Source organism: Arcicella rosea, assembly GCF_014204325.1.
GTDB lineage: Bacteria > Bacteroidota > Bacteroidia > Cytophagales > Spirosomataceae > Arcicella > Arcicella rosea_A.
Window position 1 is genome coordinate 1 of record NZ_JACHKT010000051.1, and the last position, 26,056, is coordinate 26,056.

Here is a 26,056-nt window from a genome sequence, read left to right on the forward strand (position 1 = left end):
AAACCCCGAAAATTGCCAATATTGACACTTTTTCGGGGTTATTTCATTTGTAATATATTGATAATTAGATGATTATAATAATAAAGGAAAGCCTACTTAGAAACCTGAAAGCTTTAATGATATTTATTGATAAATTCCAGCGGCTACATTTTCAGTAATAGATTTTGGTGCAAGCCAAGCTAAGAAAGCACCTAGTTTATTCACCATTCCAGGAATTACTTCTGTTTTCTTATCAAACATGGCTTTTACTGAAATCTTAGCAACTACTTCTGGCGTCATTGCTACTTTTTCAGCTGCTTTTCTTGCTTTGGCAGGTACAGCAGCTCTATCATTAAAACCAGTATCTGTTGCCCCCGGACTAATACAAGTAACCGAAACAGTAGTATCTTTCAATTCATTCTTTAAAGCTCTTGAAAAATTCAGCACAAAAATCTTTGTAGCTGCGTAAACTGCCATTTTAGGTAAAGCCTGATAAGCTGTTGAGCTGGCAATATTCATGATATAAGCCTTCGGCTGACGCTTGAGCATCGGCAAAAACACATGACACATTTCAGTTAAAGTAGCCATGTTTAGGTTCATCATATCTCTATTTTGTTCAATAGTGTAAGTATCAAAATTGCCTACAGAACCATATCCTGCATTATTGACTAAAACAGATACTTCATATTGATTTTGGGCAACCCAATCAAATACTTGTCTAGCAACATCAACGGTAGCTAAATCAACTGCTAAGTAATTTACAGTTACCCCATATTTTTCTTGAATCTCAATAGCTACTTCTCGAAGTAAACCTTCTGACCTCGCTACAAGTAATAGATTATATTTTTGTTTTGCCAACTCTATGGCTATTTCTTTTCCAATTCCTTTACTGGCTCCTGTGATTAGTGCGTACATTTTTTTGTTTTTTAGAATACCCCAAAATTAACAAAGCCCTACCAAATGGTAGGGCTTTGCATCAAACAAATTTTAATATTTTATTTTTTCGGCGTTTTAGCTGGAGTAGTCGCTGCTGATGTGGCAGGAGTAGTTGGTGCTAAAAATTCCTTCAATTTATCTGGATCTTCAGGCTTAATCGCAACAGCTTTATCTACAAATTCTTGAATTTTAGTAGTATCTTTTGTTACGTTTGCATGATAACCCACTAAATATCTGTAAGCTTCGTACAATTGCTCTTTGTTTGCTTTTGCTGGATCTGCAATTCCCAAGAATTTATCATAATGTGGTACAGCTAACCATTTTGTTCCAGTATAATCCACGTAGTTGTTAGTTCTAGCACGGAATAAATAGAATGGAGCAAATTTGTCATTAATAGCAATTGCATTAGCAAACATTGTATCAGCTTTCATACCGATGTTATATCTAGCCAAAGTATCTTCTCTTGGCGTATAAGCTGTTGTAAAGTAAAGAGCCATAGCAGCGTTGTAAAAATCAGCACTTGCCATTGGAGCTTTCTTCTTTTGCTTCCATTCAATTGACTTCAAAGCATAATCTGCTGCTTTTGCATATTTTTTCTGACCATATACAATCGTATAGATTGACCCATAATGGTTGTTGATAGTATCTTCTGGAGCAGCTTTCAAAAAGTATTCAATCGCTAACGAATCTTGCTTTAAGCCTTGGTATCCTTTACCGAAATAAACGTTATCTAAATAGTAAGGTTTAACTCCTGCTTTTACCATTTGCTCAAGGTTTTCTATTCCTAACTGTGGATTTCCTAATTCAATATTAGAATAACCTTTCATTCTGAAAATATCATTATCTTTTGCTCCACCAGCCTCAGCTTGTGTTGTAAACTGCATTGCTCCTTCATAATCTTTTGCTAAGAACAATAATTTAGCTGTTGATAATAAGATTGCTGGAGTAGCTTCTGCTCTTTCTACGTATTTTCTAAAGAACTTAGATGATTCTTTATAACGGTTGAAAATAATATAATATTCACCCATTCTTTTGTAATAAGGAGCAAAAGAAGAATCAGTTTCATAAGCACTTTGATAGTTGTTTACAGTGTATTGGTAATTTTTACCTCTTAAATAAACAACACCTAATCTTACATAAGCTTTTGCAGTTTTATTAATTAAGATAGATTGTTCATAAGCTGAAGCCGCTGGACCACCATCATTTTTCAATAAAAACGCATCTCCTTTTACGATTTGCATATCAGCAGTTAAAGGCTTTTTAGTCTTTTCTGTGATTAAATCAATCAAACGAACAGCTTCACCTGGGTCATTTGTTTCTTCATACAATGTGTAAGCTTCAGCAATACGAAACATTACTTCTGCATTTTTCATTTTGGTATCTGCCAAAATTTTATCAAAAGCAGTTTTTGCACCAGCGCCATCTTTTTTAGCTAACAATAAAGTAGCTAAACCAACTGCATTTAAAGGTTGCTTAGGTTCAGCAGCGAGACCTTTTTCAAAGGTCGCTTTTGCTTCGTCAAATTCACCTGCACGTAAATGAGCATAACCTAAATAGTATAAATTTTCACCAGTATTACTAGCAGCAACTAGTGAGGTAAATGTCGCTTTAGCTTTGTTTGGCTGGTCTCCGTCCAACTGCGCCAAGCCTTGCTGAACTGTTTGTCCATTTACCGCAACAGCAAACAACAAACTTGCAGCCACCAACAGAGATTTAATCTTTACTTCCATTTTTATTTATGTTTTAGTTGTAAGTAATTAAAATAAGTATATAAAATCAGGTAATTCGTTTTCTTACACAAATTTCCAAAATATCTTTTGAATTTGTAACAAAACAAAAAATTAAATTAAAAAATTGTTGCGATAAGTCAAAATTTTATTCGCATTGAAGCTTTTTTAAATACTCCTACTAAGAATCAAATATTACCTTTTTAATATTTCGATAAAAAACTATGCCAATCGGTCTAATTTGTCTTTACTTGTCTTATCTGAAGTGGTTTTGTAAGTGGTAAAAGTCCACCTTTTAGTACAATCAATTGTCCTTGTTCAAGACACATATAATTAATAAACCCTGTTCCAAGCCCCATATAAGGCTCTTTTAATATTAGCTTAATCTGGCGGATGAGTGGATACCTTTTTAAAGCAAGATTGTAACCGAAGGGCTGATAATATTCTTCTGGATTTGTACTAGCTTTTTCAGCAACTGACATTACGTTTATTTCTCTGATAAAACCCAAAGATGCAGGGTCGTCTCCATCACTTATCCAGTTTGTACCAATAACACCCATCGCATTTTTATGCGATTTAACGTATTCTATTACTTCTTCATTTGATTTTGCTGCAAAAAACGATACTTTATCTTTCTTATCTATTCCAAATTTTTCTACTAAAAAAGTAAGGTTACTTGAACTTGTTCCATCAAAAACCAACACAATATCTTCATTTGAACCACCTTTACCAATTTCAGACCATTTCTTTTTTTCTCCTTTCATTATCCCTTCAAGCTCTTTAACCGTAATCATTGAATCACGATTTACTTTATTGGTAATTAAAGCCAAGGCATCTCCCGCAAATTTAAAACTTCGGTATGTTATTTTTTCGTCAGTGTAAACTGTCTTTTCTTTTTCGTTTAATTCTCTTGTAATTACAGCAACTCTTGCTTTGTCATTTAATAACATGGCAACAGCTTCTCCTTCAGGCTTAAATACTAAATTGATTTTAGTATAAGGAAATGTTTCTTGAAAAGCCATTTTTTCAGCTTCGAGAATCGGGCGAAAAGATTCATCAACAGCTACAGTAATTTCTCCTTTGGCTGGGCCATCCAATTCTTTCCCGTCCTTTCCTGTACTTTTACCACAAGAAAACAAGATAGCTGACAATAGAATAGAATATGATAGATTTAATATGGTTTTCATGGCTTTGTGATTGTTTATTACTTCATTGTTAACTTATTACTTATCTTCATAATGTGTGTACTTATCTTCTTCTTCATCGTCATCTTCATTCATTTTAATATACACTCGCCATGCTCTAAAAATACCATAAACTAAAAGTAAAGCTCCCAAAGCATAGGCATATATTGGCGAAGGAAGCATCATCTGCGAAAAAGCTGACTCTGGGTAAAGTATTAAAAGCACTCCAATGACTGAATAGGAAAGAGCCATCAACACATTAACAAGCACAAAAATTCTGTTGGGCATTTTTTTAGATATGAGATATGAGTTACTATGTATTCAATAAAGAATGAGCAATTTCTTGTAAAGTATGGCTTATATCATCCACCATAACTCATGTCTCATAAGCTATATCAAATACATAACGAAATAAAAATCAAAAACTGATTCCCTTTGAAAAATGAAACCTGTCAGAAATCTGACAGGTTTCATTAAATCTTAGTGCTCAAGAATAAAAACTATTCAGACAGCAAAAAGTTAATTGGTACTGTAAATCTAGAACGAACTGCACGACCAGACTGTTTACCTGGAGTCCATTTCGGTACAGACTTAATTACTCTAACAGCTTCTTCATCGCAACCAAAACCTACTGATTTAAGTACATCAACGTTTTGGATACTACCGTCAGTATTTACAACGAATTGAATATATACTTTACCAGATACGTTTGCACGCTGAGCGGCAGCTGGGTATTTCAAGTTTTTCTGTAAGAATTTACCAAAAGCGGCCATACCACCTGGGAATTCTGCTTGTTGTTCTACCGCCGTAAAGATTTCTTCTTCTTTCGGTTTTGGTGGTTCAACAGGTGCTTCAGGAGCTGTACCTCTTGCATCTGGATCTACTGGCGGGCCAGCATCTTCAGTTTCTCCTTTTACAGTTTCAGAAGCTGTATTACCTTTTACCTCTTCTGGAGGTGGTTCTGGTTTTGTTACCTCTTCATCTTTTTTGATTTCAGGAGGTAAAAATTTCGTTGTCGTCACCTTTGGTAATTCTTTTGGTGGTGGCGGCGGTGGTGGTGGTGGTGGTGGCGGCGGTGTTTTATTCTCTGGTGGTGGCTGATCAATTTTCATTACTTCAGCAGTTACCTCAGTTTTTGTTTTTGCTAATTCTTCATTGATTTTATTATAAATAAATGATAATGCAAAAAGAGACGAAACCGAAGCTATACCAATTATCAGAGAACGTGAAACCACTTTCGGATAAGATTTTCTTAAGAGATAAGCACCATATTCTTTGTTCTTATTCTTAAAAATAATGTCATCCAACGTTGCATTTTGGCTTATTACGTTTGACATAATTTCGTGATGTTAATACTGTTAATGTTTTTCAACCTGAATGAAGTTCAAAAATAGAAAACCATCAAATTGAATATTCATTGAACTAAGATAAAACTATTAATTTAGTTTTCAAAATACTTTAAACTATTTCTTTAGTTTTATTTAATTTTTATTAAAGACCCGACTTTTTGATTAATTTTTCAGAATCTGGATCAATCTCAAGAATCGCATAACGTTTGTTACTTGTAATAGCACATTCGTCAAGCAAATCTACCATATTCTTGTATTTTGCTCCTTTTGTCGCTTTAATCACAATCGTAAAATTATCACCTATTCTTCTTTTATAGTCGAATAAAACGGTTCTAATTCCATCTTTAGAATAATTTGTTTTCTGAAGTTGAGTTGATGCTTCTGTCGGTAAGCCTTGATAGTAATATACTTTCTCGGCATCTGGCATTACAGTTAAGGTTTCAGACATTTTAACTTCTGACTTATCATCCTTTTCTGTTTTATCAGGCATATTCAACTGCATTACTACGGGCTTTGCTAACGTCGTGGTTAACATAAAAAAGGTAATCAATAAGAAACCCAAATCTACCATGGGAGTCATGTCAATTTTGGTTGACGCTTTTTTACTGCGTTTCTTACCACCTTTTTTGCCCCCACCGTCTTGACTTACTTCTGCCATTGTATTGGGGTTTAATTGTTGGTAGTTAATGATACTCAGATTGGCTTTATAAGACCCTGCCTTTCAAAGAGAGGCAGGGTTAAAACTACTGAGTACAACTAAATAAAATCTATTGAGGTCTACCTTCAGGAGATGTAACCAATTGGAACGTGTTAATATTCTGTTCCTGCAAAGTACCAACTACTTGATTGAATACTTTATAATTTGAATTAGCATCACCTTTAATAGCTACCTTCAATCCTGGATTAGAAATTTTCGCATAACTAACCCAAAGGAAAAGTTCGTTATTGGCTGAATCGCATGGAATACCTTTCAAATATCCTTTTGCTTTCGCATCAGATGGTTTTACACTTAAAACCTGACGCATAGCACCTGCTGGATAACCTACGATTTCAGAAGCATCATAATTCTTCTTCATTTCAGCAGATACTGGAACAGATAGGCGGTTTGCCATTCTTTCCAACATATAATCCTTTGCAGCTTTATCGTCTGTTCCTAAAAAAATACCTCCTTCAGGACTTACTGAAATAGTAAGGATTCCTTTTTCGCCACTTATTGTTTTCTCTGAAATAGATGACGGTGGAACGATTGTTACGGCTTCCTCAGGTTTAAACTTTGCAGTAAGCATGAAGAAAGTAAGTAACAAGAACGCCACATCGCACATCGCTGTCATGTCTAGAGAAACACTTTGTCGTTTTGCTTTAACTTTTGGCATAATCTTGTTTAGTTATAAGTTATTAGATATGAGTTATAAGAAAAAACTTATAACACTTAGTGCTTAACGCAATAACTATTAATTATGGTGAGTTGCGTAGTTTTGGTTAACACTTAAACCAATTTCGTCAACACTGTAAGTTAACTCGTCAATTTTAGACGTAAAGAAGTTATAAGCAATAATACAAACAGCTGAAGTACCGATACCTAATGCAGTGTTTACAAGGGCTTCAGAGATACCGTTTGCTAATGCAGTTGAATCTGTTGATCCTCCTGAGTTACCCAAGGCCGAGAACGCTTTAATCATACCGATTACAGTTCCTAAAAGACCGATTAGCGTAGAAACTGAAGCTAACGTTGCAATGATAGTCAAGTTTTTCTCTAACATAGGTAATTCCAATGAAGTAGCTTCTTCAACTTCTTTGCTAAGAGCAGCTAATTTTTGTTCTTTGTCCAATGAACCGTCAGTTGACAATTGCTTGTATTTTTTTACAGCAGCCAAAGTAACGTTTCCTACTGAACCTTTTTGTTTGTCACATTCTTTCAATGCTCCATCAGTATCATCTTTGTCAAGAAGAGATTGGATTTTACGAACGAATGCGTTAACATCACCAGTTCCTTTTGCTTTACCAATTGTAATTAAACGTTCGATAGAGAAGGTAAGAGCTGTCAAGAAACAAGTCATCAAAACAGGTACGATGGTACCACCTTTGAATGCAATAGCAAGGTAATCTCCTGGGTGTGGGTGACCTTCGTTAGTTCCACCTTCAAAACGAGATCCATCTCCCATTACGAAATGAAAAAATAACTGTGCAATAACAAAAAGAATTAACATAACCACGCCTGCTGGAATGCCGCCTGATTTTTTTTGAGCTGGTGCTGCTGGTTTAGCAGCTGGAGTTTTTGCTTGTGTACTCATTAGTTTGGTAATTTTTGGGTTTAAGTTAAAAAACAGTTTTAGGTGAATTTTAAAATAAAAATAATGAAAATAACCTAAATACAAAAGATTCTATTGAAATAACTTGTTTTAGGTAATGACAAAACTAACACAAAATTCTTTTAATTATGACACCTTCTATATGAAGTTTTTTTAAAAAAAATATTCAACAAAACCTATGTATTGTACTATAACAATAAATACAAGCATTTTGAAAGACATTTGCAGTACTATTTCAAGAATTTAACTTTTCAATGAATGTATATAACTTTTCAATGAATATGTTTTTTTCATAAAAACTCCCTAAGGATTGTTTCTAAGATGTCTATTTCATGAGTATTTTCTTTGATTTTCTGATAGTCTAAAATACTTATTACTTTTTCTAATTGCTTATTGTTCCCCTTTATCGCAAGCTTTAAACTATCGGATTTATCTAATAAATTATTAAGTAATGCCATCAGTTGTTTTAAGCTTGAGTCTTCCTCTACATCCAATAAAACAAAGACTTTCTCTGATTCTTTTATCAACTTATTGGCATAGTGGAACGTTAAATTATCGGAATGATTATCAATATCATAAACTATTACAGATGGTTTTGTTTTCTTAACAAAATCAATTGATTCATTATTGTACGTAATATTATTCCGATGATTGCGTACTTGGATGTATAAAAAAAGGTTCGACATTCGGTTGTATTGTTAATTTAATGGCTAAGGTTTAATTTATTGTCGCTTCCAATAACAAAATCACTTAACTTTGACACTCATCAATTTTGAGCTACTGTAAAGTCATGTCGAAAGTATATCAATATAATAAAGAAAATGCTCGTAGAAAGACAGGTACTTCCTCGTTGAAGGATGCTATCGAAGATATGCTTGAGCTGTACAAAATCCGTTCTAAATTCAATGAAACCTACATTGTAGCTTATTGGGAAAAAATTATGGGTTCTCCGATTGCTTCTCGAACTACACAAATCTACATTAAAGATGGAAAGTTATTTATTCAATTAGATTCTGCTCCACTCCGAAATGAATTATTGATGGCAAAAAATAAAATTATTGAATTAATCAATAAAGAAGTCGGTGAAAAAATCATTCAGGATGTAGTGTTTCTATGAGGTGACTTATGAAGTCACGCACAAGAAAGCCAATGTCGGATAGCTGATAACTCTCAACTTAATATTACTTCTCCGAATCCTTCAATTTGCTTTTCAAACTGAAATATTTGAAAATGTACACGATTGCAAGCAATACCGAAAAGCCCAATAAAGCGATGTACAAACCTTGGTACTTCTCAATTTCTTCTAACATCTGATGATTCTCTTTTGAAAAGCCTTTATGTCTTTCCGTTAATTCTACTAAATCATGATTCTTTTGTGTCAAATCATTATTCTCTTGAATCAATTGGTTATACTTATCAGTAAAAGCAGCATTAGCATTTGATTGAATACTTTTATACTCATTGAGAATTTCATTGTCTTTATCAATAATTCCTGTTAAAGCTTCTATCGTTTTTTGCATATCATCTTTTGAACGATTACCAAAAAGCCCTGTTGACAAGTTTTCTGACTCTTTATATTTTTGATATAAAGTTTCTCTTTCTGTGGTAAGCTCTTTTATTTTGTCTTGAGCGTAAGTATTCACAAACACAAAAAAAGTAAGCGATAAAAGCAAGATTTTTTTCATTGGTTTATTCATTGTGAAAATTGAAATACTGTTTAATAAAAATCCCACAAGTATTGACGCTTGCGGGACTGGTAAGTTAAAATCGTTCAATACAATTATAATGAATGCGACTGATAATCAAGTTCTAATATCTCTGAAATATCTAACAATTTAACATTGTAACGCTGAAAAGCTGGCGTATCGTAATCTTCAGTATCTGTTGGCATTTTATTGGTAAAGTCGTCAATCATTTTACGAAGTCTCGGTGCATCATCTTCACGAGGTGGGAAAACATGTTTTATTGCTTGTTTCTCCTCTTCGATAACTTCCTCCTCCTCTTCTTCATACACTTCTTCCTCTTCCTCAACTTTTGAAATTTGTAATGTAACAGGCTCTTTTAAACCTACTTTCACATGATTGCCATTTAATCCTTGTTTAATAGGAGTACGGACAGGCCCATCAGGTAAATCAAAACCCGCCGCAATCACCGTAATACTCATATCATCACCAAGATTATTATCAATGATAAAGCCTAGTTTGAATCCAGCAGGAGAATTTCCGATGGCTTCCATGATGTGAGCCGTAATTGCTGTTTGTTCTTTCACCGCCATTACTTTTTGCTCACTGGTAGCAATGGTAACAAGAATACGTTTTGCCCCTTTAATATCACGATTATTCAACAATGGTGAGTCAAGTGCTTTTTCGATTACTTCTTTGGCTCTGTTTGGTCCTTTCGCTGTAGCAGTACTCATCACCGCTTGGCCAGCATTACTCAATACTTTCTTAACATCTTTAAAGTCAGCGTTGATTTTACCAGACTTCGTAATTACTTCCGCTACCGACTTCGCTGCATTTGCCAATACATCATCTGCATGTTCAAAGGCCTCCAAGATGTTTAAATCTTCGTATATTTCAAGTAATTTATCATTCAGAACAACCAAAACAGTATCACAAGTACGTTGTAATTCTGCAATTCCACGATTAGCTGCCTCGATTTTTTCTGTTCCTTCCCATGAATAAGGAGCCGTTACGATAGCAACCGTCAGAATATCTAATTCTTTGGCAATTCTAGCAATTTCAGGGGCTGCACCAGTACCTGTACCTCCACCCATACCAGCAGTAATGAATACCATTCTAGTACTTGGTTGAAGAAGTGCTTTTATTTGAGCTTCACTTTCTAATGCTGCTAATCGCCCTTGTTCTGGTTCTGTACCAGCTCCAAGTCCTTCTGTTAAGATTTCGCCTAATTGTAATTTTACAGGAACAGTGTTATCATTCAGTGCCTGTAAATCGGTATTACAAACTACAAAATCTACATCATCAATCCCCATTTCGTACATATGACGAACAGCATTACTTCCTCCTCCGCCGACTCCAATCACTTTAATGATATTGTCTTTTGTATCAGATGAAATTTCAATATTATGTTCAAAAAAATCCATATTATTTAAATCATTAATTAAGGATTAACCAATTAGCGAACAGTCGTTTGAATTTTTCAGAATATCATAAAAAATTATTCTTCAGTTCCCCACTTCCATTCTCTACCAAGTTCTAATTCTTTTCTAAGGTTTTGTTTTATGAAAAAATCTCTAGTCGAGTAATAATCTAATTTCTTTGCTGGAATTTTATCAACATTAGCAATACCGTACAACATCATCGCTGTGTATCTTACGGTATTTACCATTTCATTTTTATTAATTAAATCAAAACGGTCGCAATTGGCATGATAACATCCTACTGCATCTGGCGAAATTCCACCAATTGGTGAAGCCGTTGGAATACCTTCCAACATAAAACTTTGATGGTCTGAATGAAGCCCCGCTTGATTGATTACATTGTTTTTATATTCTGGAGAAGCCTTTTTCATGTACTCTCCTATTTTAGTAAACAATGCCACCATTTCTTCTCTACCTGATGTGTTGAATCCGTTAGCATTATTCGCCATATCCAGATTAAACATAAAGGCTACTTTCTCCAGCGAATTATTTTTTTTACTTCTTTCAATCATTGCTTTTGAACCCAACAGCCCTTCTTCTTCACCCATGAACATCACAAATTCTATTGTTCTTTTAGATTTCAAATTCAAGGCTTTGAAAGCACGAGCAATATCTAAAATAGAAAAAGAACCAATCCCATTATCCAATGCACCAGTGGCTAAATCCCATGAATCAAGGTGACCGCCAATTACAATTTTTTCGTCACGATATTTTTTATTATCTCCTTTGATAGTAGCAATTACATTACGAGCTTTAATCATTTTACTAAAGTTCTTCATATCAATTACTCCCATCAAATTGGCTTGTTCACTCATCCAAGAACGGATTCTGATGCCACTTTCTAAAGAAACACAAACCGCAGGAATAGCAATTAAACTACCCGTAACCGAAGCTGTACCTGTTAGTAAAACATTTCCTTTTACGGTATTCACAAAAATTACTCCTGCCGCACCATATTGCATAGCCAAAGCTGTTTTCTCTGAACGATGCAAATTACGAGTACCTTTAAAAGGTGCTAATAATCCAAGATTTACTAAAGCAATTTTGCCAGGAAGCTGCTCTTTTACTGCTTGAAAATCTGGTTCTAATCCATTACCAACATCAACTAATTCCGCAGTAACTTTTGCTTCTACGGGTGTCATTGCTAAAGATACTACTTCTACATCTTGAAAATTGTCGCTTTTTCTTGGAGCAATTGATAAAGTAACGGTATCTCTCGACCAAGCTTCTACTTGAAATGGCTGATACTTTACATCTTTGAAACCATACGATTTCAACAGATTATAAGTATATTCTTCTGCCTTTTTACCGTTTGGACTTCCCGTAAGTCGGTGTCCAATCGTTTTGCAGGCATCTCCCAAAGTTTCGTAAGCACGACTGTTGGCTAATACTTCATCATTAATTTGCTTGAAGGTTTCGATTAATTCTTCGTCTTCATCCACTAACGGACTAAAAGCAGCTGTTGAAGTAATGAGTATTAAAATTAAAAAAAAGTAAAGGTTTATTTTCATTTTGGTTTGTTGTGAAATAGGAAATAATAAGGGAATTTACAAAAAAACTCGACAAACTCTAAATATTAAAAAATAAGAATAAACCTTAATTATTTCAGTAATACTTTTGGCATTAGTTTACTGCTTGTTCTCCACGATATACTGTTTAGGGTATATTTCTTTTTGATACTTATCCCATTCGCCTTTGCGGTAATGATCATCTCCAAAAAAAGTAATTATTTGATGAAATTGTTTGGCATCTTGATAACCTGCTACTGGCTGAATCATATTGAATTTTTCATCCAAATATACCATCGTTGGAAAACTCATTTTACCTTGCAAAAGTGCTACGCCTGCTTGGTTGTAGCCATTCTCCCAAACATATTGTTGATTGCCAATTCTAAGCGTATCTTTCATTTCGGCATCCAATTTTACTGCATAGTATTTTTGATTGACGAACTCCACTACTTTTTCATCTGTAAATGTTTTTTGATCCATTACTTTGCACCAACCACACCAACCTGTATATACATCTACTAAAATTTTTCGTGGTTCTTTTTCTGTTGCAGCAAAAGCTTGCTCCAAAGTCATCCAATTGATTTTGGCTTTAGTTGGTTTAGTTGCCGCAGCTACTTGTGCTTTTCCCACAAAAGCCATTAAACAAAAAAATAATGTTAAAAATATGTTTTTCATGATTCTTAGCGCACTCATCTAAAAAATTGAATGTTAAAAACTAGTCAACAAAGTATTGATTTTCTCAAAATGCAGGAAAAATATATCATCCCTTTCTACAAAGATAATTGGATAAAGTAAATTTCATCCTAACACTTTTCAAGATAATGCCAAATATAATTTCTCTAAAATAGCATTTCTATTTTCAAAAGCTTGTGATTAACTGTTCTTTAGCCCAAAAACATCTTTGATATACGTTAGCAATTTACAAAAGGTTTGTTTTCCTTACAATGTTTTTTGAGTAAACGGTCAACGGTTTTACTCCGAAACACTATCTTTAACCCTTATTGACTTAAAAAAATCATGGCTATACTTCGACGCAAAAAAAGCAAACTTGTTGAGGCAGAAGAAAAACGTAGCGATTTGGGCTTTGGAACTCAAATCACCGACCCAGATACTCGCTTATTAAATCGTGATGGTAGTTTCAATGTTAAACGAATTGGTGGTAATTTTTGGGGACGTTATAATATTTTCAATGAGTTAATTATTTGTTCTTGGAAACGTTTTTTCACACTCATTGTTGCCTTTTACTTAGTCCTAAATCTCATTTTCGCTTGTCTTTATCAAGCCGTTGGCATTGAAAACTTGCAAGGCGTTGATTTATCAACAAAAGGCACAGGTTTTATGGATGCCTTTTTCTTTTCTTCGCAAACACTCACTACGGTAGGTTATGGAAGAATCGCTCCTATTGGCTTTGGTGCAAGTACCATCGCCGCTATCGAATCTTTGTTAGGTTTATTGATTTTTGCATTGGCTACCAGTTTACTTTACGGTCGTTTTTCAAGGCCTGTTGCCAGAGTTTTGTACTCAGACAAAGCCGTTATTGCACCATATTTGGATATTACAGGTTTTATGTTCAGAATTGTAAATGAACAAGACAGTCAATTAATCGACCTCCAAGTTGAAGTAGCAGTTTCGATGCTCAAAAAGCAAAGTGATGGCAAAACGGTAAGACGATATTACGGACTGAAACTGGAAAGAAGTAAAGTAAATTTTTTTCCAACAAATTGGACAATCGTTCATCCAATTACAGACGAAAGTCCACTTTTTGGTTTAACGCAAGATGATTTATTAACAAGCGATGCGGAGTTTCTGGTTTTATTGAAAGCCACAGAAGATACTTATAACCAAACGGTGAATTCTCGGACTTCATTTCATGCACGAGAAGTAATCGTAGGTGCAAAATTTCTGCCGATGTTTAGCGATGTTGCCGGTGCAGGAGTAGTAACTTTGGATTTGCGAAAATTATCCGATATTCAAGAAATACCTTTAAGTAGCGAGTATCAACCCCATCAATAAAACAAACAATGAAGAGTTATTCAAGAAAACTCTCATATCACATTACAATGATTCAACCAAAAGCATTACAAAAAGGAGACACCGTTGGCTTAGTAGCATTAGCCTGCAAAGTAGATTTTGATTTAATAAAACCCGCCATTGAAGTAATCGAAAATATTTGGGGATTAAACGTAGTGTTGGGAACTTCGCTAAAGAGCAAGTATCATCAATTTGCAGGAACAGATGAAATCCGTGCTAACGATTTTCAATTAATGTTGGACGACCCGAATATTAAAGCTATCATTTCGGCAAGAGGCGGATATGGAAGTTCACGATTATTAGATAAAATTGATTTCACAAACTTCATCCAAAACCCGAAATGGGTTACTGGTTTTTCGGATATAACGGCAGTACTTTGTCATATTCACACGCTTGGAATTGAAAGTATTCATGCTACCATGCTAAAATTATTTATGCAAGATGGCGGAGAATTTGCTTTAGAAACACTCAGAAAAACACTTTTTGGTGAAAGCCTATCCTATAATATTCCTGCACATTCTTTAAACAGAAAAGGAATTACCAAAGGACAATTAGTAGGCGGAAATCTTGCCATTCTTACTCATATCATTGGTTCAAAATCAGATGTTGATACTGCTGGAAAAATTCTGTTTTTAGAAGACGTCGGCGAATACTTATACTCTATCGACCGCATGATGATTCAGCTAAAACGTGCTGGAAAATTACAATCTTTAGCAGGTTTGATTGTCGGACATTTTTCTGATTTAGAAGACAATGAAGTACAGTTCGGAAAGAATGCCAATGAAATTATTCAAGAAGCTGTAGCTGAATATAATTTCCCTGTTTGTTATGGTTTTCCTGTTGGGCATGAACCAGAAAATTGGGCATTGCCTTGTGGAAGAGAAGTAAGTTTAAGCGTTGAAGAAAATGGTGTTTGGTTGAGTGATAAAATATAATTCACTCAACCAAAAAATCATTTCATTTAATATCTTTCAAGAATAAATCTATTTGCCATTTGGATGCTGGAATATGTGGCTGTATGGCATTAGAAGTAATAAATCTGCCTTTTTCATCTATTATCATAAATCGAGGAATCCATATTGGTGTTTTTTCTTTTTCACGACGTGTCAATAAAAAGTTGATAAATTTAGCATCCTCACCAAGCCAATAGTTCTCTCCTCCCTCGGCTGATATTTCAAAACGCTTTGAAGTTTTAATCCATACTTTCTGTTTCTTATCCATTGATAATGAAACAAATACGATTGGTTTACCCTTGTAAGCTTTTATATACTCTTTAATGTATTTTGATTCTATGAGACAAGGTCCACACCAACTTGCCCAAAGGTCTATGAAAATCAATTTGCCTTTATTGCTATCTAGTAGTTGAGCCCACGTTGTTTGGGTTTTATCATCTCTCACCAACTTCTTTTTTAATACAAAATCAGGAAAGACAAAGTCGGTATCGTCTAGTTTATCTTTGACATACTTTAAGAAAAATTCATTTTTACAAAGTCGATAAAAAGTACCGACATTGTCATAAAAATTGGCAGGATTATAAGGTTTGTTAATTCTGAGGATATAAGCCATCAAGAAGTATAATTGGTCGCCTTTAAAATTTCTAACTGCCGAATTAAATTGTATTTGAAAATCGTTTTTACTTCCTAAAGAATCTCGACACAAAAACTGATTATAAGCAAACAAAGCTCTTTTATATTCTACACCCGCCAAAGTAGTGTCCATTCCAAAGATTTCTTCTTTAAAACGTTTTAATGAATCAGCATACCAAGTAGGGAAATATCGCCATTGAGTATTACCAAAAGCGAATGGTTGGAGTAATTCTACCAAGGTAAAACATTTAATTTCCTGTTCTATTTTCTTGTAAAGTAATGTATCGCTTGAATTACGACACTTTTCCAAAACAGCTAATTGCCTTTCCATTTTATTGAAAATACTACCAATCAGGATTTCGTACTCGCTTTTTAGCACATTTTGCACTTTGAAACCAGAATGTGTCGCAATTTCTAAACCTATTTGTGTTTCTAAAGCTGTAAGTACAGCAAACAAAGAGTCTGGTTTATTCACACACTCATAAGCCGTGCTATCTACTTTTTTTCTGAAGATTAAACTATCGCCAGGAAAAACCAAGAAAGGAGTACTCTTTCTCTCTTTATTAACGAAAACATAAGTAGGATAAGCCAAATTGAAGGTAAATTTTGAGGAAGGGCGACTTCCGCCTAAAGATTTGCTAATTTGTTCGAGTAAATCGTCTGAATATTCTACATAATGTGATGAGGTGGTGTCTTCTACGACAATAACTGTTTTTTGTCCTACACAAAACGATAGACTCAATACCGAAAGTAGAACAGTAATAATGGCTTGATGGAAAAGAGTAGATTTCATTGTGTTAGTATTAGATAAAACATTGATTTACAGATGTAATGTAAATATAATTAAAAAATATACTCAGTAAATAATCTGTAGTTTTTTGTGGCATTAATTTTCAATTCATGTAATTTCTTACGAGTTGAAAACTCGAATTACGGCACATTTATAATTATTACGCTGTAAACAATCAAAAAAAGTAAATCTATCTTATCTTTGTTTCTTCTTATTTTGTTCAAAACAAGCACCATAAACACAAAAATCTATGCTTGCAAAAACCTTCGGTAGTGCTGTTCATGGCGTTGATGCTACCATTATCACTGTTGAAGTGAGTGAAGGACAAGGACAGCATTTCTTTATTGTTGGGCTTCCCGACGGAGCTGTCAAAGAATCTACTCATCGAGTAGAATCCGCTATCAAACAAACAGGCTTTTTCTTTCCCCGTACCAAAGTCGTTGTGAACCTTGCTCCTGCTGATATTCGGAAAGAGGGTTCTGCTTATGATTTACCCATTGCATTAGGCATTATTCATGCTTCAGGACAAGCTAATTTGAAAAGCCTTGAAGACTACGTAATCATGGGAGAATTAGCCTTAGATGGTGCTTTGCGTCCAATAAAAGGAGTATTACCCATTGCGATTGAAGCCCGTAAAAAGGGTTTAAAAGGTTTTATTCTTCCTACCGAAAATGCTTCTGAAGCTTCTATTGTTAATAATCTGGATATTATCGGCGTAAATACTTTAGATGAAGCCGTTAATTTCTTGAAAGGTACGCTAAAAATAGAACCGCTCGTAACCGATACTCGTGATATTTTCTTTAGTTCTCAGAACGATTATGATGCTGATTTTTCTCATGTTCAAGGACAAGAAAACATCAAAAGAGCCTTAGAAATTGCAGCGGCTGGCGGTCATAATGCTATCATGATTGGGCCTCCTGGAGCAGGGAAAACCATGTTAGCCAAAAGAATTCCTTCTATACTTCCTCCGCTTTCTTTGCAAGAAGCTTTAGAAACGACCAAAATACATTCTGTAGCAGGGAAATTAGGCACAAAGGCAAGTTTGATTTCTACACGTCCGTACCGTTCACCACATCATACTATTTCAGATGCGGCTTTAGTAGGCGGAGGAGGAAATCCACAACCCGGAGAAATATCATTAGCCCACAATGGCGTATTGTTTTTGGATGAATTACCAGAATTCAAGCGTTCAGCCTTAGAAGTAATGCGTCAGCCTTTGGAGGAAAGAAAAGTATCTATTTCAAGAGCAAGATGGGCAGTTGAATTTCCTTCAAGTTTTATGCTGATTGCTTCAATGAATCCTTGTCCATGTGGTTATTACAATCATCCAGAAAAAGAATGTGTTTGCGGGCCTGGTGTAGTACAGAAGTATCTCAACAAAATTTCTGGCCCATTATTGGATAGAATCGACCTTCATGTAGAAGTAACACCCGTAAAATTTGAACAATTATCTTCTAACAGAAAATCAGAAAGTTCAGCTGATATTCGGGAAAGAGTCATCAAAGCCAGAGAAATACAAACGATTCGTTTTAAAGACCATCCTGCGATTTACTCAAACGCCATGATGCCATCACAAATGGTGAAAGAAGTATGTGAAATCAGTACGGCAGGTGTAGCTTTATTGAAAAGAGCGATGGAAAGATTACAATTATCAGCACGAGCTTACGACCGAATTTTAAGAGTAGCCCGCACGATTTCTGATTTAGCAGGCACAGAAGACATTCGCACAGAACACCTTGCCGAAGCCATACAGTATAGAAGTTTGGATAGAGAAAACTGGGCTGGTTAATAGCTTTTAATGTTCATTTCATCAACCATTAGTAAGTATTTTACATCATTAATGATTGATGAAATGTTTGTATTAAACTATCTGATAGCTTTGTCAATTTGGTGATAGATTTCAGCCCAAGTGTTGGCATCGACATTAAAACCGTGGTCGGCATCAACAAAGTATAAATCTATATTTGGGCTATATCTATATTTTTCTTTTACTTCAATACCGCCATATTCATCATAAATTCCTTGAATAATCAACATAGGTGTTTTTAGATTTTCTAAATGAAGATACCTTTCTGGCTCAACACCATTATCTGGATTCTGGAAAGGATAACCTAAGCAGATAATATGTTTGATTTTTAATTCATCGGCAATTAAAGAAGATACTCTTCCACCTGAAGATCTTGAAATAATGATTACTTCATGTTTAGCACTTAGATCTTGAATTCTTTTCTTCAATCTTTTACAACGAACTTTCACCAAATCTTCTTCTTTTCGATTGAAGAGTTGTTCATACAAATAGATAAAATAACTCCAATGAGTGAGTGCGTAAAGAATCTGAGATAGCCTAAGGTTTAGTTTTTTGATGAAGGGAGGAATATTCTTAAAATGACTTTCAATTTGGCGAAGTTTATAAGTAAAACCTCCAGCGGGGTCTTCCCAAACAATCTTAGAATTTTTTCTTTTGGTATAATTTACTAAAACATGATTTAGTCCAGTGTCTTTTTGCCAATCGTCACGACCAGCAAATAAAAAGACGCTATTGATTGACTTTTTTGACATTGATATTAATCATAAAAATGGGGAAGGTTTTACGGATTAACTCCGAAAACCTTCCCCAAATATTTTATTAATTACTTAAAAATGCAAATTGTCTTACTTGTTTATCTTTTCTTCCAATATTTTCTTAAATCTAAAGTATTTGGATACTCTGGATTTATCACTTCTATTGGTGTATCTGCTTTAAGTTCCTTTTTGTTTTCTGCCACAAATCTCGAAATCGTTGGCGTATTTCTGATTGGCGATGCTTCTTGTGTTTCGGGTGCATCTGGTGTATGTCCAAAACCCCAGAAACGGCTTATCATTCTTGATTCTGCTTCGTAACTGTTAATTGGATAAGTATCAAAACTTCTACCGCCTGGATGCGATACAAAATAAGTACAACCTCCAATTACTTTATTATTCCAAGTATCTAAAATGTCAAAAACTAAAGGGGCATCTGCTCCGATGGTTGGATGCAATGCCGAAGGTGGATTCCAAGCTTTGTAGCGAACTCCTGCTACAAATTCACTTTTTACTCCTGTACTTCTTAGTGGCACACGACAACCATTACAAGTTAAAATATGACGACCTTCGATAAAGCCAGTTACTTTTACTTGAATTTTTTCTAATGATGAATCTACAAATCTTGCTGTTCCCGAATTTGATAATTCTTCACCCAAAACGTGCCAAGGCTCTATACCTGAACGAATTTCTAATTGAGTATTATCAACAGTAATACCGCCGAAGTATGGAAAACGGAATTCAAAGAAGGCATCAAACCATGAAATGTCAAATTTATAACCAGCATCTTTCAAATCATTCACCACATCAAGCATATCTAAATACGCATAGTGCGGTAAAAGGAAACGGTCGTGTAATTCTGTACCCCAACGGATAAGTTTTTTCTTGTATGGTTCTTTCCAGAATTTAGCAATCAAAGCTCTAATCAATAAAGTTTGAACCAAACTCATGTGTTTATGAGGAGGCATATCAAAACCTCTGAATTCTAAAATTCCCAAACGACCTGTTGATGAATCTGGCGAGTACATTTTATCAATACAGAATTCTGTACGGTGTGTATTTCCTGTAACGTCCACCAAAAGGTTTCTGAAGATTCTATCAACCATCCAGAAAGGTACATTTTCGCCTTCTGGAATTTGGTCGAAAGCGATTTCCATTTCATAAAGTCGCTCTTCTCTACCTTCGTCAAATCGTGGTGCTTGACTGGTTGGTCCGATAAATGGTCCAGAGAATAAGTAACTCAATACTGGGTGATGTTGCCAATAAGTAATTAAACTACGCAACAAATCTGGGCGACGTAAAATTGGGCTGTCTTCTGGTTTTGCACCGCCAATCGTTACGTGGTTTCCGCCACCAGTACCTGTATGTTTGCCATCAACCATGAATTTTTCAGTACCTAAGCGAGCATAGAAAGCTTCTTCGTATAAAGCACTGATGTTATCCACTAATTCCTGCCAGTTTTTTGCTGGGTGAATATTTACTTCAATTACACCGGGGTCAGGCGTAACGTTGAGTTTTTCTAAACGATAATCCGATGGAGGCGGATAGCCTTCGATACGAATTGGCATTTGGAGTTTTTCAGCAGTAGCTTCTACACAAGCCATCAAATCTAAATAATGCTCCAAATATTCAGTAGGCGGTAAGAAAACATAGAGAATACCTTCTCTTTCTTCAACAGACAAAGCAGTTGTGAAAGTTGGAATCTCGAAAATAATTTGCTTTTCGTTAGAATCTTCTTTTTCTTTCTCTGTCGTTTTTTTAGAAGGAGGTAATTCATAATCTGGAGCAATATTTCCATAGCGATTCTGAACAGTTTCCCCAAATTCACCTAATGAAGGCAAAAGTTCAAATGAACTGCGTTCAACGGGAAACTCCTTTTTATCATCCGATAAAGCTGGTAAAGAATCTAAAGGTAAACGATAACCAATGGGCGAATTCCCCGGAATTAAGTATAAATGGTTTCTTCTGAATGTCCAAGTACAACTTGTCCAAGTATCTGTTTGTCTATGCCACTTTAATGGAAAAACAAATCCTGTTGGATTATTCAAACCTTTTTCTAACAATTTCGTCAAAGTTCTTCTTTCCACAGAATCTTTGAGATTCATCATCAAAGGGTCAATATTTACTGGTAATTTACCTTCTTCTAAAGCCCAATAAATTGGGTCTTCGTAGGCAGGAAGGATGTTACTTTGGTTAATCCCTAAAAACTTACTAAGCTCAAGTGTAAATTTTTCAGCATCTTTAAAGGTAAACTTCTGGTCGTTTTCTTTCGCTACTAAAGCATCATTTTTCCAGATGGTTTGTCCGTCTTTTCTCCAATAAAGTGCATATTGCCAACGAGGAATCAATTCTCCTGGATACCATTTTCCTTGTCCGAAATGTAATAATCCACCATGAGCGAAACGATTTTTTAAACGAAGTGCTAAATCATAAGCCAATTTTCGCTTCAATGTTCCGTCTGCCGTAGAATTCCATTCTGCCGATTCATAATCATCTACCGAAACAAAAGTAGGCTCGCCGCCCATCGTCATTCGGACGTCGCCTTCTTGTAAATCTTTTTCAACATCAAAACCTACTTGCATGATGTTATTCCATTGCTCTTCGGTATAAGGCTTGGTTACTCTTGGGTCTTCATGAATTCTGGTAACGTGATTATCAAATTCAAAAGTAACATTACAAATATCCGTAGCTCCTGTTACTGGGGCAGCACTTACATAATCGGGTGTACATGATAAAGGAATATGCCCTTCACCTGCAAAAAGTCCAGATGTAGGATCAAGCCCAATCCAACCTGCACCTGGTACATAAGCTTCTACCCAAGCGTGCAAATCGGTAAAATCTGCCACTGGACCAGAAGGACCATCTAAAGATTTTATATCTGAAGTAAGTTGTACCAAATAGCCCGATACAAATCTGGCTGCAATACCGTGTTGTCTTAAAATTTGAACTAATAACCAAGATGAATCTCGACAAGAACCGCTTAAAGAAGTCAGTGTTTCTTCACAGGTTTGAACACCCGTTTCCATCCTGATATTATAATGTAAACCATTAAATACTCTTTGGTTCAGATGTACTAAAAAATCAACGGTATTGATGTCAGTATAAACTTTATTATTTTCAATCCAGTTGATTAATTTTTCGCCTGATTCTCTTTTTTCAAAATATGGGCCTAATTCTCTTTTTAGTTGGTCATTGTATTGAAAAGGAAATTTTTCAGCATATTCTTCTACAAAAAAATCAAAAGGGTTAATTACCTGCAATTTGGCAATAACCTCTACCTCTACGTGTAATTCAGTTGTTTTTTCAGGAAAAACCACTCTGGCTTGATAATTCCCAAATGGGTCTTGTTGCCAATTGATAAAATGGTTTGCAGGAAAAATTTTAAATGAATATCCTTCAATCACCGTCCTTGAATGTGGAGCAGGACGTAATCTAAAAATGTGTGGCGATAGACTGACGCTTCTATCAAACTTGTATTTCGTCTTGTGAGAAATGGCAACTTTTATCGACATATAGATTGAATTTGAACGTTAGTTTAATGATTTATGTAAAAAAAGCGAAAATTAGTGTCAAAATAAAGGGGATAGTTATAAAATTATATTTTTGCTTGAAATAGTTTATATTATAATGAAAGTAATTGAGCAGATAATAGTATTTAGCTTTCTGATTGCTTTCTCGATTATAGATTTGACCTTAAAATGTCCATTTATATCATCATTTTTGGAGGAATTACGAAGAAATGAAATGGAGTACAAAAGAAAGGAATTGTGGATTTTTATTCTTTGGAGTGTTTTTGGTGTATCCTACAACATTTCGCACGTAAGATTTTCTTTCCAATGCTCAACGTTTCCAACGGCTTTTATGCTATAAGTAATCCTTCATTAGGCCCTCAATTTCCTTATCAGATATACTATCTCTGTCGCCTTTATTGTAAATAGACAGTAAGTAAACCGTTTCATCAATGATTTTTACAAAGGAAATAAGCCTTGCACCGCCTGATTTACCTTTGTTTTTAGAAGCGATAGAGAGGCGTATTCTATAAACATCGTTTCCAAGTGGAGTACCTAAAGTGGGATTTTCTGCCAGTTCTTTACCTAATTCTGCCAATTCGGAACGAAGCGAAGCATATTTTTTAATCAATTTTTTGGCTTCTTTCTTAAAATTGTCTGTAAGTTCAATCTTATAACTCATTTAAAAAGTCGTTTAAAGAAGTAGTTTTTAACTTACCTTTTTTAATCAAAGCCATTTCTTCAAAGCCTTTTTTTAGATTACTTACAATCTCTTGTTTTGTAGGCTCTTCATCTGTTTCAATTTTTTTTACGTAATGCAGGCTCTTAGCCATTTCAACAAAATTGCTATACTCTTTATCTGTTGTATATATGGTTACGTGTCTCATAAAATTGCTGTTTAGATAGTTAATGTATTGAAAATAAAATGTTTAAAGAATGACATACACGAAAGTACTTAATGCTTCAAATTTATCCAAATTGTACAAACGATGTTTTTTATCTTCAGCAAAGGAAAGGACAGTACCCTTTGATTACAAACCTAAATACCCTTGAAAACTAATTTGAGAATGGAGATATTGAAAAAAAAACATTACTGTCTGTGTAAAACATTTTAACATCAGATTTCAGATTTTCACTGTTACCAAGAAAATCTGAAATCCAATCTCATAAACCTATTTCGATAATTCTGTCGCTCTTTTCTGAGCTGCAAAAATACCTTCTTGTAAATTTTGTGCTAAAAGTCCTTCCTCAAAACGTTTTAAAGCCGCTTCGGTTGTTCCGCCTTTTGAAGCTACCGCTTTGATTAATTCATCTAAACTTTTCTCTGCATTATTAATTAAATGAAATGAGCCCAACATCGTTTGTTTTACCAATAATGACGACATTGATTCTTCAAATCCCATTTGTTTTCCTGCTTCAATCATCGCTTTTACCAAATAGAAAAAGTAAGCTGGTCCACTACCACTTAGGGCTGTTACAGCATCTAACAAACTTTCGTCTTCTAAGAAAACCGCTCTACCTGTCGAATTGATGAGGTTTTCAATTTTTTTCAATTGACTCAAAGTAATATCACCAGCAGCAGAGAAAGCCGTCATTCCCATTCCTAACAAAGCGGGTGTATTTGGCATCGCACGCACTACCAAAGGATGATTGAGGGTGCTAATAATTTTTTCAATAGAAATCCCTGCCATGATACTCAATACCAATTGTTTGGGTTGAATTACTGCACGAAGTTCGTCTTGTAATGAAGGAAAATCTTGTGGTTTTACCGACAAAATAATTAAATCATATTCTCCGATTTTTGAAGAAATCGTATCAATAACTACTCCTGCTTTTTCCAGACGCAATGCTTCTGCACGTTCTGAGTTTTTCTCAATCAAGAAAAGGTCTTCTTTTTTTACTAAATCATATTGGATAAACGATTTGGCAAATGCCATTCCCATATTTCCTGCTCCGATGATGGCTACTTTCATTTCAAAAAATTGATTGTGTGATAGAATTTCAAAGAAGTATTATTTAAAATTCTGTTTTGATTGTTTGGAAGAACAAAATTACATGAAAAATCCCTGACAGTTTTATAAAAAATGTCAGGGATTGAAATATGCAGAATAATATTTTGTAAAATCTTTATTTTAGAATTTCTTCTAATTTCCTTTCAAGCTCTTCGCCTCTTAAGTTTTTGGCAATTACTTTTCCTTCTTTATCTAATAAAAAAGTAGCTGGAATACCTTGTACACCATAAGCTACAGCCGCCGCAGAATTCCAATATTGTAAATCAGAAACATGTTTCCAAACCAAACCGTCTTTTTCAATAGCTTTTAGCCAAGAATCTTTTTCTTGGTCAAGACTTACTGAAAAAATATCAAAATTTTTGTCTTTGAATTTATTGTACATTCTTACAACATTCGGATTTTCTCTGCGACAAGGACCACACCAAGATGCCCAAAAATCAAGTAAAACATATTTTCCACGCAAAGACGATAAAGCCAATACTTTATCATCAGGTGTTTTCATTGCAATTTCTGGTGCTTCTGAGCCTACATTTACTCCTTTCAAACGCATTACTTGTTGCAAAAACGTTTTGATATGTACATTGGGAGAATTCCCTTTTTCTGTCTTAAACTTTTCAGCTACTTGCAATAAAGTCTCAGTGTCATTTTCAGGATTCAAGAAGTTTCCAGCCGTCCAAAGTGCTACTAAATTCGTTCCCATTTCAGGAATCAGCACTTTAATTTTATTGATATTCGCTTCTTGGGCTGCCTGAAATTCGTTTTGGATTCTTTGAATGGTAGCGTTATCTTTTTTAGCTTGAGCGGCTGTTACTTGTACATTCCACGATTCAACTTTGGTTTGTAATTCTTGACTAATTTTCAAAATTCGGTTGAAGTATTCAATATTTTTAGAATTTCCAGTTAGTTGAAAACTTCCTCTTTTCACGGGCGTATCCATTCCATCAGCAACAAGATTAATGGTTTCGCCACCTTCCAGAATCAATAATACTTTTTGGCTGAGTTCCATTCCAAAGAAATTCACCAAGTAATATCCGCCACCATCTGGTATTTTACTATTGAACTTGAATGATTTATCGGCAGCAACCACAGCAGAATCTATTGTTGTAGCTGTTCCACGCCCATTAATTTCTTGAAGTAACACCTTTTTATCGGGTACTACATTCATTACTTTTCCGGTGATAATAACCGTTTTTGTCTGTGCAAAAGTGTAAATACTTGTCAGTACGAGTAAAACGATGAGGGATATTTTTTTCATGATTTGTGGATGAATTAAACATGTATTTATTTTTGATTTGAACATAATCTTCTATCTTGAAAGACCTTACTTTTCTTTCCTCGTATGTTTGTCTTACTAAAAATCATGTTAAAATAGATTAAATTACGATATTAGCTTTTGAGTGGTGAGAGGATATTT

24 protein-coding genes are annotated in these 26,056 nt (G+C 34.8%); 4 read left to right on the forward strand and 20 right to left on the reverse strand.

Going from position 1 to position 26,056, the window contains the following annotated elements; all coding sequences use genetic code 11:
- Positions 1-123 precede the first annotated feature (123 nt).
- From HNP25_RS20775 to HNP25_RS20815, 9 genes are all read right to left on the reverse strand, one after another.
- Positions 124-894 carry an SDR family NAD(P)-dependent oxidoreductase gene (locus tag HNP25_RS20775; RefSeq protein WP_184137547.1) on the reverse strand — a complete coding sequence of 257 codons (771 nt, stop codon included), beginning with the start codon at positions 892-894 and terminating at the stop codon, positions 124-126.
- An 80-nt stretch (positions 895-974) separates the two neighbouring features.
- On the reverse strand, positions 975-2,645 hold the full coding sequence (locus tag HNP25_RS20780) for a tetratricopeptide repeat protein (protein WP_184137549.1): 1,671 nt from the start codon (positions 2,643-2,645) through the stop codon (positions 975-977).
- A gap of 233 nt (positions 2,646-2,878) precedes the next feature.
- Positions 2,879-3,829 (reverse strand): PstS family phosphate ABC transporter substrate-binding protein, encoded by a 951-nt coding sequence (locus HNP25_RS20785; RefSeq protein ID WP_184137550.1) that lies wholly within the window; start codon positions 3,827-3,829, stop codon positions 2,879-2,881.
- A gap of 36 nt (positions 3,830-3,865) precedes the next feature.
- On the reverse strand, positions 3,866-4,114 hold the full coding sequence (locus HNP25_RS20790; protein WP_184137552.1) for a hypothetical protein: 249 nt from the start codon (positions 4,112-4,114) through the stop codon (positions 3,866-3,868).
- Positions 4,115-4,326: 212 nt separating this feature from the next.
- Entirely contained in the window at positions 4,327-5,163 is an 837-nt protein-coding gene (locus tag HNP25_RS20795) for an energy transducer TonB (RefSeq protein ID WP_184137554.1), read from the reverse strand.
- Positions 5,164-5,317: 154 nt separating this feature from the next.
- The gene (locus HNP25_RS20800) at positions 5,318-5,833 is read right to left on the reverse strand and encodes an ExbD/TolR family protein (RefSeq protein ID WP_184137556.1); all 516 of its coding nucleotides are present in this window, start codon (positions 5,831-5,833) and stop codon (positions 5,318-5,320) included.
- A gap of 109 nt (positions 5,834-5,942) precedes the next feature.
- Positions 5,943-6,548 (reverse strand): ExbD/TolR family protein, encoded by a 606-nt coding sequence (locus tag HNP25_RS20805; protein WP_184137558.1) that lies wholly within the window; start codon positions 6,546-6,548, stop codon positions 5,943-5,945.
- A 78-nt stretch (positions 6,549-6,626) separates the two neighbouring features.
- Positions 6,627-7,466 (reverse strand): MotA/TolQ/ExbB proton channel family protein, encoded by an 840-nt coding sequence (locus HNP25_RS20810; protein WP_184137560.1) that lies wholly within the window; start codon positions 7,464-7,466, stop codon positions 6,627-6,629.
- 308 nt (positions 7,467-7,774) lie between these two features.
- The gene (locus HNP25_RS20815; RefSeq protein ID WP_184137562.1) at positions 7,775-8,170 is read right to left on the reverse strand and encodes a hypothetical protein; all 396 of its coding nucleotides are present in this window, start codon (positions 8,168-8,170) and stop codon (positions 7,775-7,777) included.
- 104 nt (positions 8,171-8,274) lie between these two features.
- Here HNP25_RS20815 and HNP25_RS20820 point away from each other — a divergent pair, with 104 nt between their 5' ends.
- Positions 8,275-8,601, forward strand: a complete 327-nt coding sequence (locus HNP25_RS20820) for a DciA family protein (protein ID WP_184137564.1) — start codon at positions 8,275-8,277, stop codon at positions 8,599-8,601.
- Between the two features lie 64 nt (positions 8,602-8,665).
- Here the strand turns inward: HNP25_RS20820 and HNP25_RS20825 are convergent, their stop codons facing one another.
- From HNP25_RS20825 to HNP25_RS20840, 4 genes are all read right to left on the reverse strand, one after another.
- Positions 8,666-9,169, reverse strand: coding sequence for a hypothetical protein (locus HNP25_RS20825; protein WP_184137566.1), 504 nt, complete (start codon positions 9,167-9,169; stop codon positions 8,666-8,668).
- A gap of 95 nt (positions 9,170-9,264) precedes the next feature.
- On the reverse strand, positions 9,265-10,590 hold the full coding sequence (ftsZ, locus tag HNP25_RS20830) for a cell division protein FtsZ (protein ID WP_184137568.1): 1,326 nt from the start codon (positions 10,588-10,590) through the stop codon (positions 9,265-9,267).
- Positions 10,591-10,664: 74 nt separating this feature from the next.
- A complete protein-coding gene (locus HNP25_RS20835; protein WP_184137570.1) occupies positions 10,665-12,158 on the reverse strand; it encodes a M20/M25/M40 family metallo-hydrolase in 1,494 nt (497 codons plus the stop codon).
- Positions 12,159-12,275: 117 nt separating this feature from the next.
- Complete coding sequence (locus HNP25_RS20840) at positions 12,276-12,830, reverse strand: thioredoxin family protein (protein ID WP_184137572.1); 555 nt, start codon at positions 12,828-12,830, stop codon at positions 12,276-12,278.
- Positions 12,831-13,172: 342 nt separating this feature from the next.
- Here HNP25_RS20840 and HNP25_RS20845 point away from each other — a divergent pair, with 342 nt between their 5' ends.
- Together HNP25_RS20845 and HNP25_RS20850 are read left to right on the forward strand one after the other, a co-directional pair.
- Positions 13,173-14,168: an ion channel gene (locus HNP25_RS20845; protein WP_184137574.1), complete on the forward strand. Its 996-nt coding sequence runs from the start codon at positions 13,173-13,175 to the stop codon at positions 14,166-14,168.
- 47 nt (positions 14,169-14,215) lie between these two features.
- The gene (locus HNP25_RS20850; protein ID WP_184137576.1) at positions 14,216-15,121 is read left to right on the forward strand and encodes a S66 peptidase family protein; all 906 of its coding nucleotides are present in this window, start codon (positions 14,216-14,218) and stop codon (positions 15,119-15,121) included.
- A gap of 22 nt (positions 15,122-15,143) precedes the next feature.
- Here the strand turns inward: HNP25_RS20850 and HNP25_RS20855 are convergent, their stop codons facing one another.
- Positions 15,144-16,565: a TlpA family protein disulfide reductase gene (locus tag HNP25_RS20855; protein WP_184137578.1), complete on the reverse strand. Its 1,422-nt coding sequence runs from the start codon at positions 16,563-16,565 to the stop codon at positions 15,144-15,146.
- 247 nt (positions 16,566-16,812) lie between these two features.
- Between HNP25_RS20855 and HNP25_RS20860 the strand changes: the two genes are divergently transcribed.
- The gene (locus HNP25_RS20860; RefSeq protein WP_184137580.1) at positions 16,813-18,351 is read left to right on the forward strand and encodes a YifB family Mg chelatase-like AAA ATPase; all 1,539 of its coding nucleotides are present in this window, start codon (positions 16,813-16,815) and stop codon (positions 18,349-18,351) included.
- A gap of 77 nt (positions 18,352-18,428) precedes the next feature.
- Here HNP25_RS20860 and HNP25_RS20865 read toward each other — a convergent pair whose 3' ends face one another.
- The 6 genes from HNP25_RS20865 to HNP25_RS20890 all read right to left on the reverse strand — a co-directional run bounded on the left by HNP25_RS20865 (position 18,429) and on the right by HNP25_RS20890 (position 25,897).
- Entirely contained in the window at positions 18,429-19,121 is a 693-nt protein-coding gene (locus HNP25_RS20865) for an alpha/beta family hydrolase (RefSeq protein ID WP_184137582.1), read from the reverse strand.
- A 101-nt stretch (positions 19,122-19,222) separates the two neighbouring features.
- Positions 19,223-22,633, reverse strand: a complete 3,411-nt coding sequence (locus HNP25_RS20870) for a transglutaminase family protein (RefSeq protein ID WP_184137584.1) — start codon at positions 22,631-22,633, stop codon at positions 19,223-19,225.
- A gap of 352 nt (positions 22,634-22,985) precedes the next feature.
- Positions 22,986-23,312, reverse strand: coding sequence for a type II toxin-antitoxin system RelE/ParE family toxin (locus tag HNP25_RS20875; protein ID WP_184137586.1), 327 nt, complete (start codon positions 23,310-23,312; stop codon positions 22,986-22,988).
- Positions 23,302-23,517: a hypothetical protein gene (locus HNP25_RS20880; RefSeq protein WP_184137587.1), complete on the reverse strand. Its 216-nt coding sequence runs from the start codon at positions 23,515-23,517 to the stop codon at positions 23,302-23,304. Before HNP25_RS20880 ends, HNP25_RS20875 begins: the two co-directional genes overlap by 11 nt.
- Positions 23,518-23,802: 285 nt before the next feature.
- Positions 23,803-24,603, reverse strand: coding sequence for a pyrroline-5-carboxylate reductase (gene proC / locus HNP25_RS20885; protein ID WP_184137589.1), 801 nt, complete (start codon positions 24,601-24,603; stop codon positions 23,803-23,805).
- 154 nt (positions 24,604-24,757) lie between these two features.
- Positions 24,758-25,897, reverse strand: coding sequence for a TlpA disulfide reductase family protein (locus HNP25_RS20890; protein WP_184137591.1), 1,140 nt, complete (start codon positions 25,895-25,897; stop codon positions 24,758-24,760).
- Positions 25,898-26,056 lie beyond the last annotated feature (159 nt).

What these genes read in the sequence shown, in the direction of transcription:
- HNP25_RS20775 (WP_184137547.1), bottom strand. Translation starts at nt 894, where the DNA reads ATGTACGCACTAATCACAGGAGCCAGTAAAGGAATTGGAAAAGAAATA.
- HNP25_RS20780 (WP_184137549.1), bottom strand. Translation starts at nt 2,645, where the DNA reads ATGGAAGTAAAGATTAAATCTCTGTTGGTGGCTGCAAGTTTGTTGTTT.
- HNP25_RS20785 (WP_184137550.1), bottom strand. Translation starts at nt 3,829, where the DNA reads ATGAAAACCATATTAAATCTATCATATTCTATTCTATTGTCAGCTATC.
- HNP25_RS20790 (WP_184137552.1), bottom strand. Translation starts at nt 4,114, where the DNA reads ATGCCCAACAGAATTTTTGTGCTTGTTAATGTGTTGATGGCTCTTTCC.
- HNP25_RS20795 (WP_184137554.1), bottom strand. Translation starts at nt 5,163, where the DNA reads ATGTCAAACGTAATAAGCCAAAATGCAACGTTGGATGACATTATTTTT.
- HNP25_RS20800 (WP_184137556.1), bottom strand. Translation starts at nt 5,833, where the DNA reads ATGGCAGAAGTAAGTCAAGACGGTGGGGGCAAAAAAGGTGGTAAGAAA.
- HNP25_RS20805 (WP_184137558.1), bottom strand. Translation starts at nt 6,548, where the DNA reads ATGCCAAAAGTTAAAGCAAAACGACAAAGTGTTTCTCTAGACATGACA.
- HNP25_RS20810 (WP_184137560.1), bottom strand. Translation starts at nt 7,466, where the DNA reads ATGAGTACACAAGCAAAAACTCCAGCTGCTAAACCAGCAGCACCAGCT.
- HNP25_RS20815 (WP_184137562.1), bottom strand. Translation starts at nt 8,170, where the DNA reads ATGTCGAACCTTTTTTTATACATCCAAGTACGCAATCATCGGAATAAT.
- HNP25_RS20820 (WP_184137564.1), top strand. Translation starts at nt 8,275, where the DNA reads ATGTCGAAAGTATATCAATATAATAAAGAAAATGCTCGTAGAAAGACA.
- HNP25_RS20825 (WP_184137566.1), bottom strand. Translation starts at nt 9,169, where the DNA reads ATGAAAAAAATCTTGCTTTTATCGCTTACTTTTTTTGTGTTTGTGAAT.
- ftsZ (WP_184137568.1), bottom strand. Translation starts at nt 10,590, where the DNA reads ATGGATTTTTTTGAACATAATATTGAAATTTCATCTGATACAAAAGAC.
- HNP25_RS20835 (WP_184137570.1), bottom strand. Translation starts at nt 12,158, where the DNA reads ATGAAAATAAACCTTTACTTTTTTTTAATTTTAATACTCATTACTTCA.
- HNP25_RS20840 (WP_184137572.1), bottom strand. Translation starts at nt 12,830, where the DNA reads ATGAAAAACATATTTTTAACATTATTTTTTTGTTTAATGGCTTTTGTG.
- HNP25_RS20845 (WP_184137574.1), top strand. Translation starts at nt 13,173, where the DNA reads ATGGCTATACTTCGACGCAAAAAAAGCAAACTTGTTGAGGCAGAAGAA.
- HNP25_RS20850 (WP_184137576.1), top strand. Translation starts at nt 14,216, where the DNA reads ATGATTCAACCAAAAGCATTACAAAAAGGAGACACCGTTGGCTTAGTA.
- HNP25_RS20855 (WP_184137578.1), bottom strand. Translation starts at nt 16,565, where the DNA reads ATGAAATCTACTCTTTTCCATCAAGCCATTATTACTGTTCTACTTTCG.
- HNP25_RS20860 (WP_184137580.1), top strand. Translation starts at nt 16,813, where the DNA reads ATGCTTGCAAAAACCTTCGGTAGTGCTGTTCATGGCGTTGATGCTACC.
- HNP25_RS20865 (WP_184137582.1), bottom strand. Translation starts at nt 19,121, where the DNA reads ATGTCAAAAAAGTCAATCAATAGCGTCTTTTTATTTGCTGGTCGTGAC.
- HNP25_RS20870 (WP_184137584.1), bottom strand. Translation starts at nt 22,633, where the DNA reads ATGTCGATAAAAGTTGCCATTTCTCACAAGACGAAATACAAGTTTGAT.
- HNP25_RS20875 (WP_184137586.1), bottom strand. Translation starts at nt 23,312, where the DNA reads ATGAGTTATAAGATTGAACTTACAGACAATTTTAAGAAAGAAGCCAAA.
- HNP25_RS20880 (WP_184137587.1), bottom strand. Translation starts at nt 23,517, where the DNA reads ATGAGACACGTAACCATATATACAACAGATAAAGAGTATAGCAATTTT.
- proC (WP_184137589.1), bottom strand. Translation starts at nt 24,603, where the DNA reads ATGAAAGTAGCCATCATCGGAGCAGGAAATATGGGAATGGCATTTGCC.
- HNP25_RS20890 (WP_184137591.1), bottom strand. Translation starts at nt 25,897, where the DNA reads ATGAAAAAAATATCCCTCATCGTTTTACTCGTACTGACAAGTATTTAC.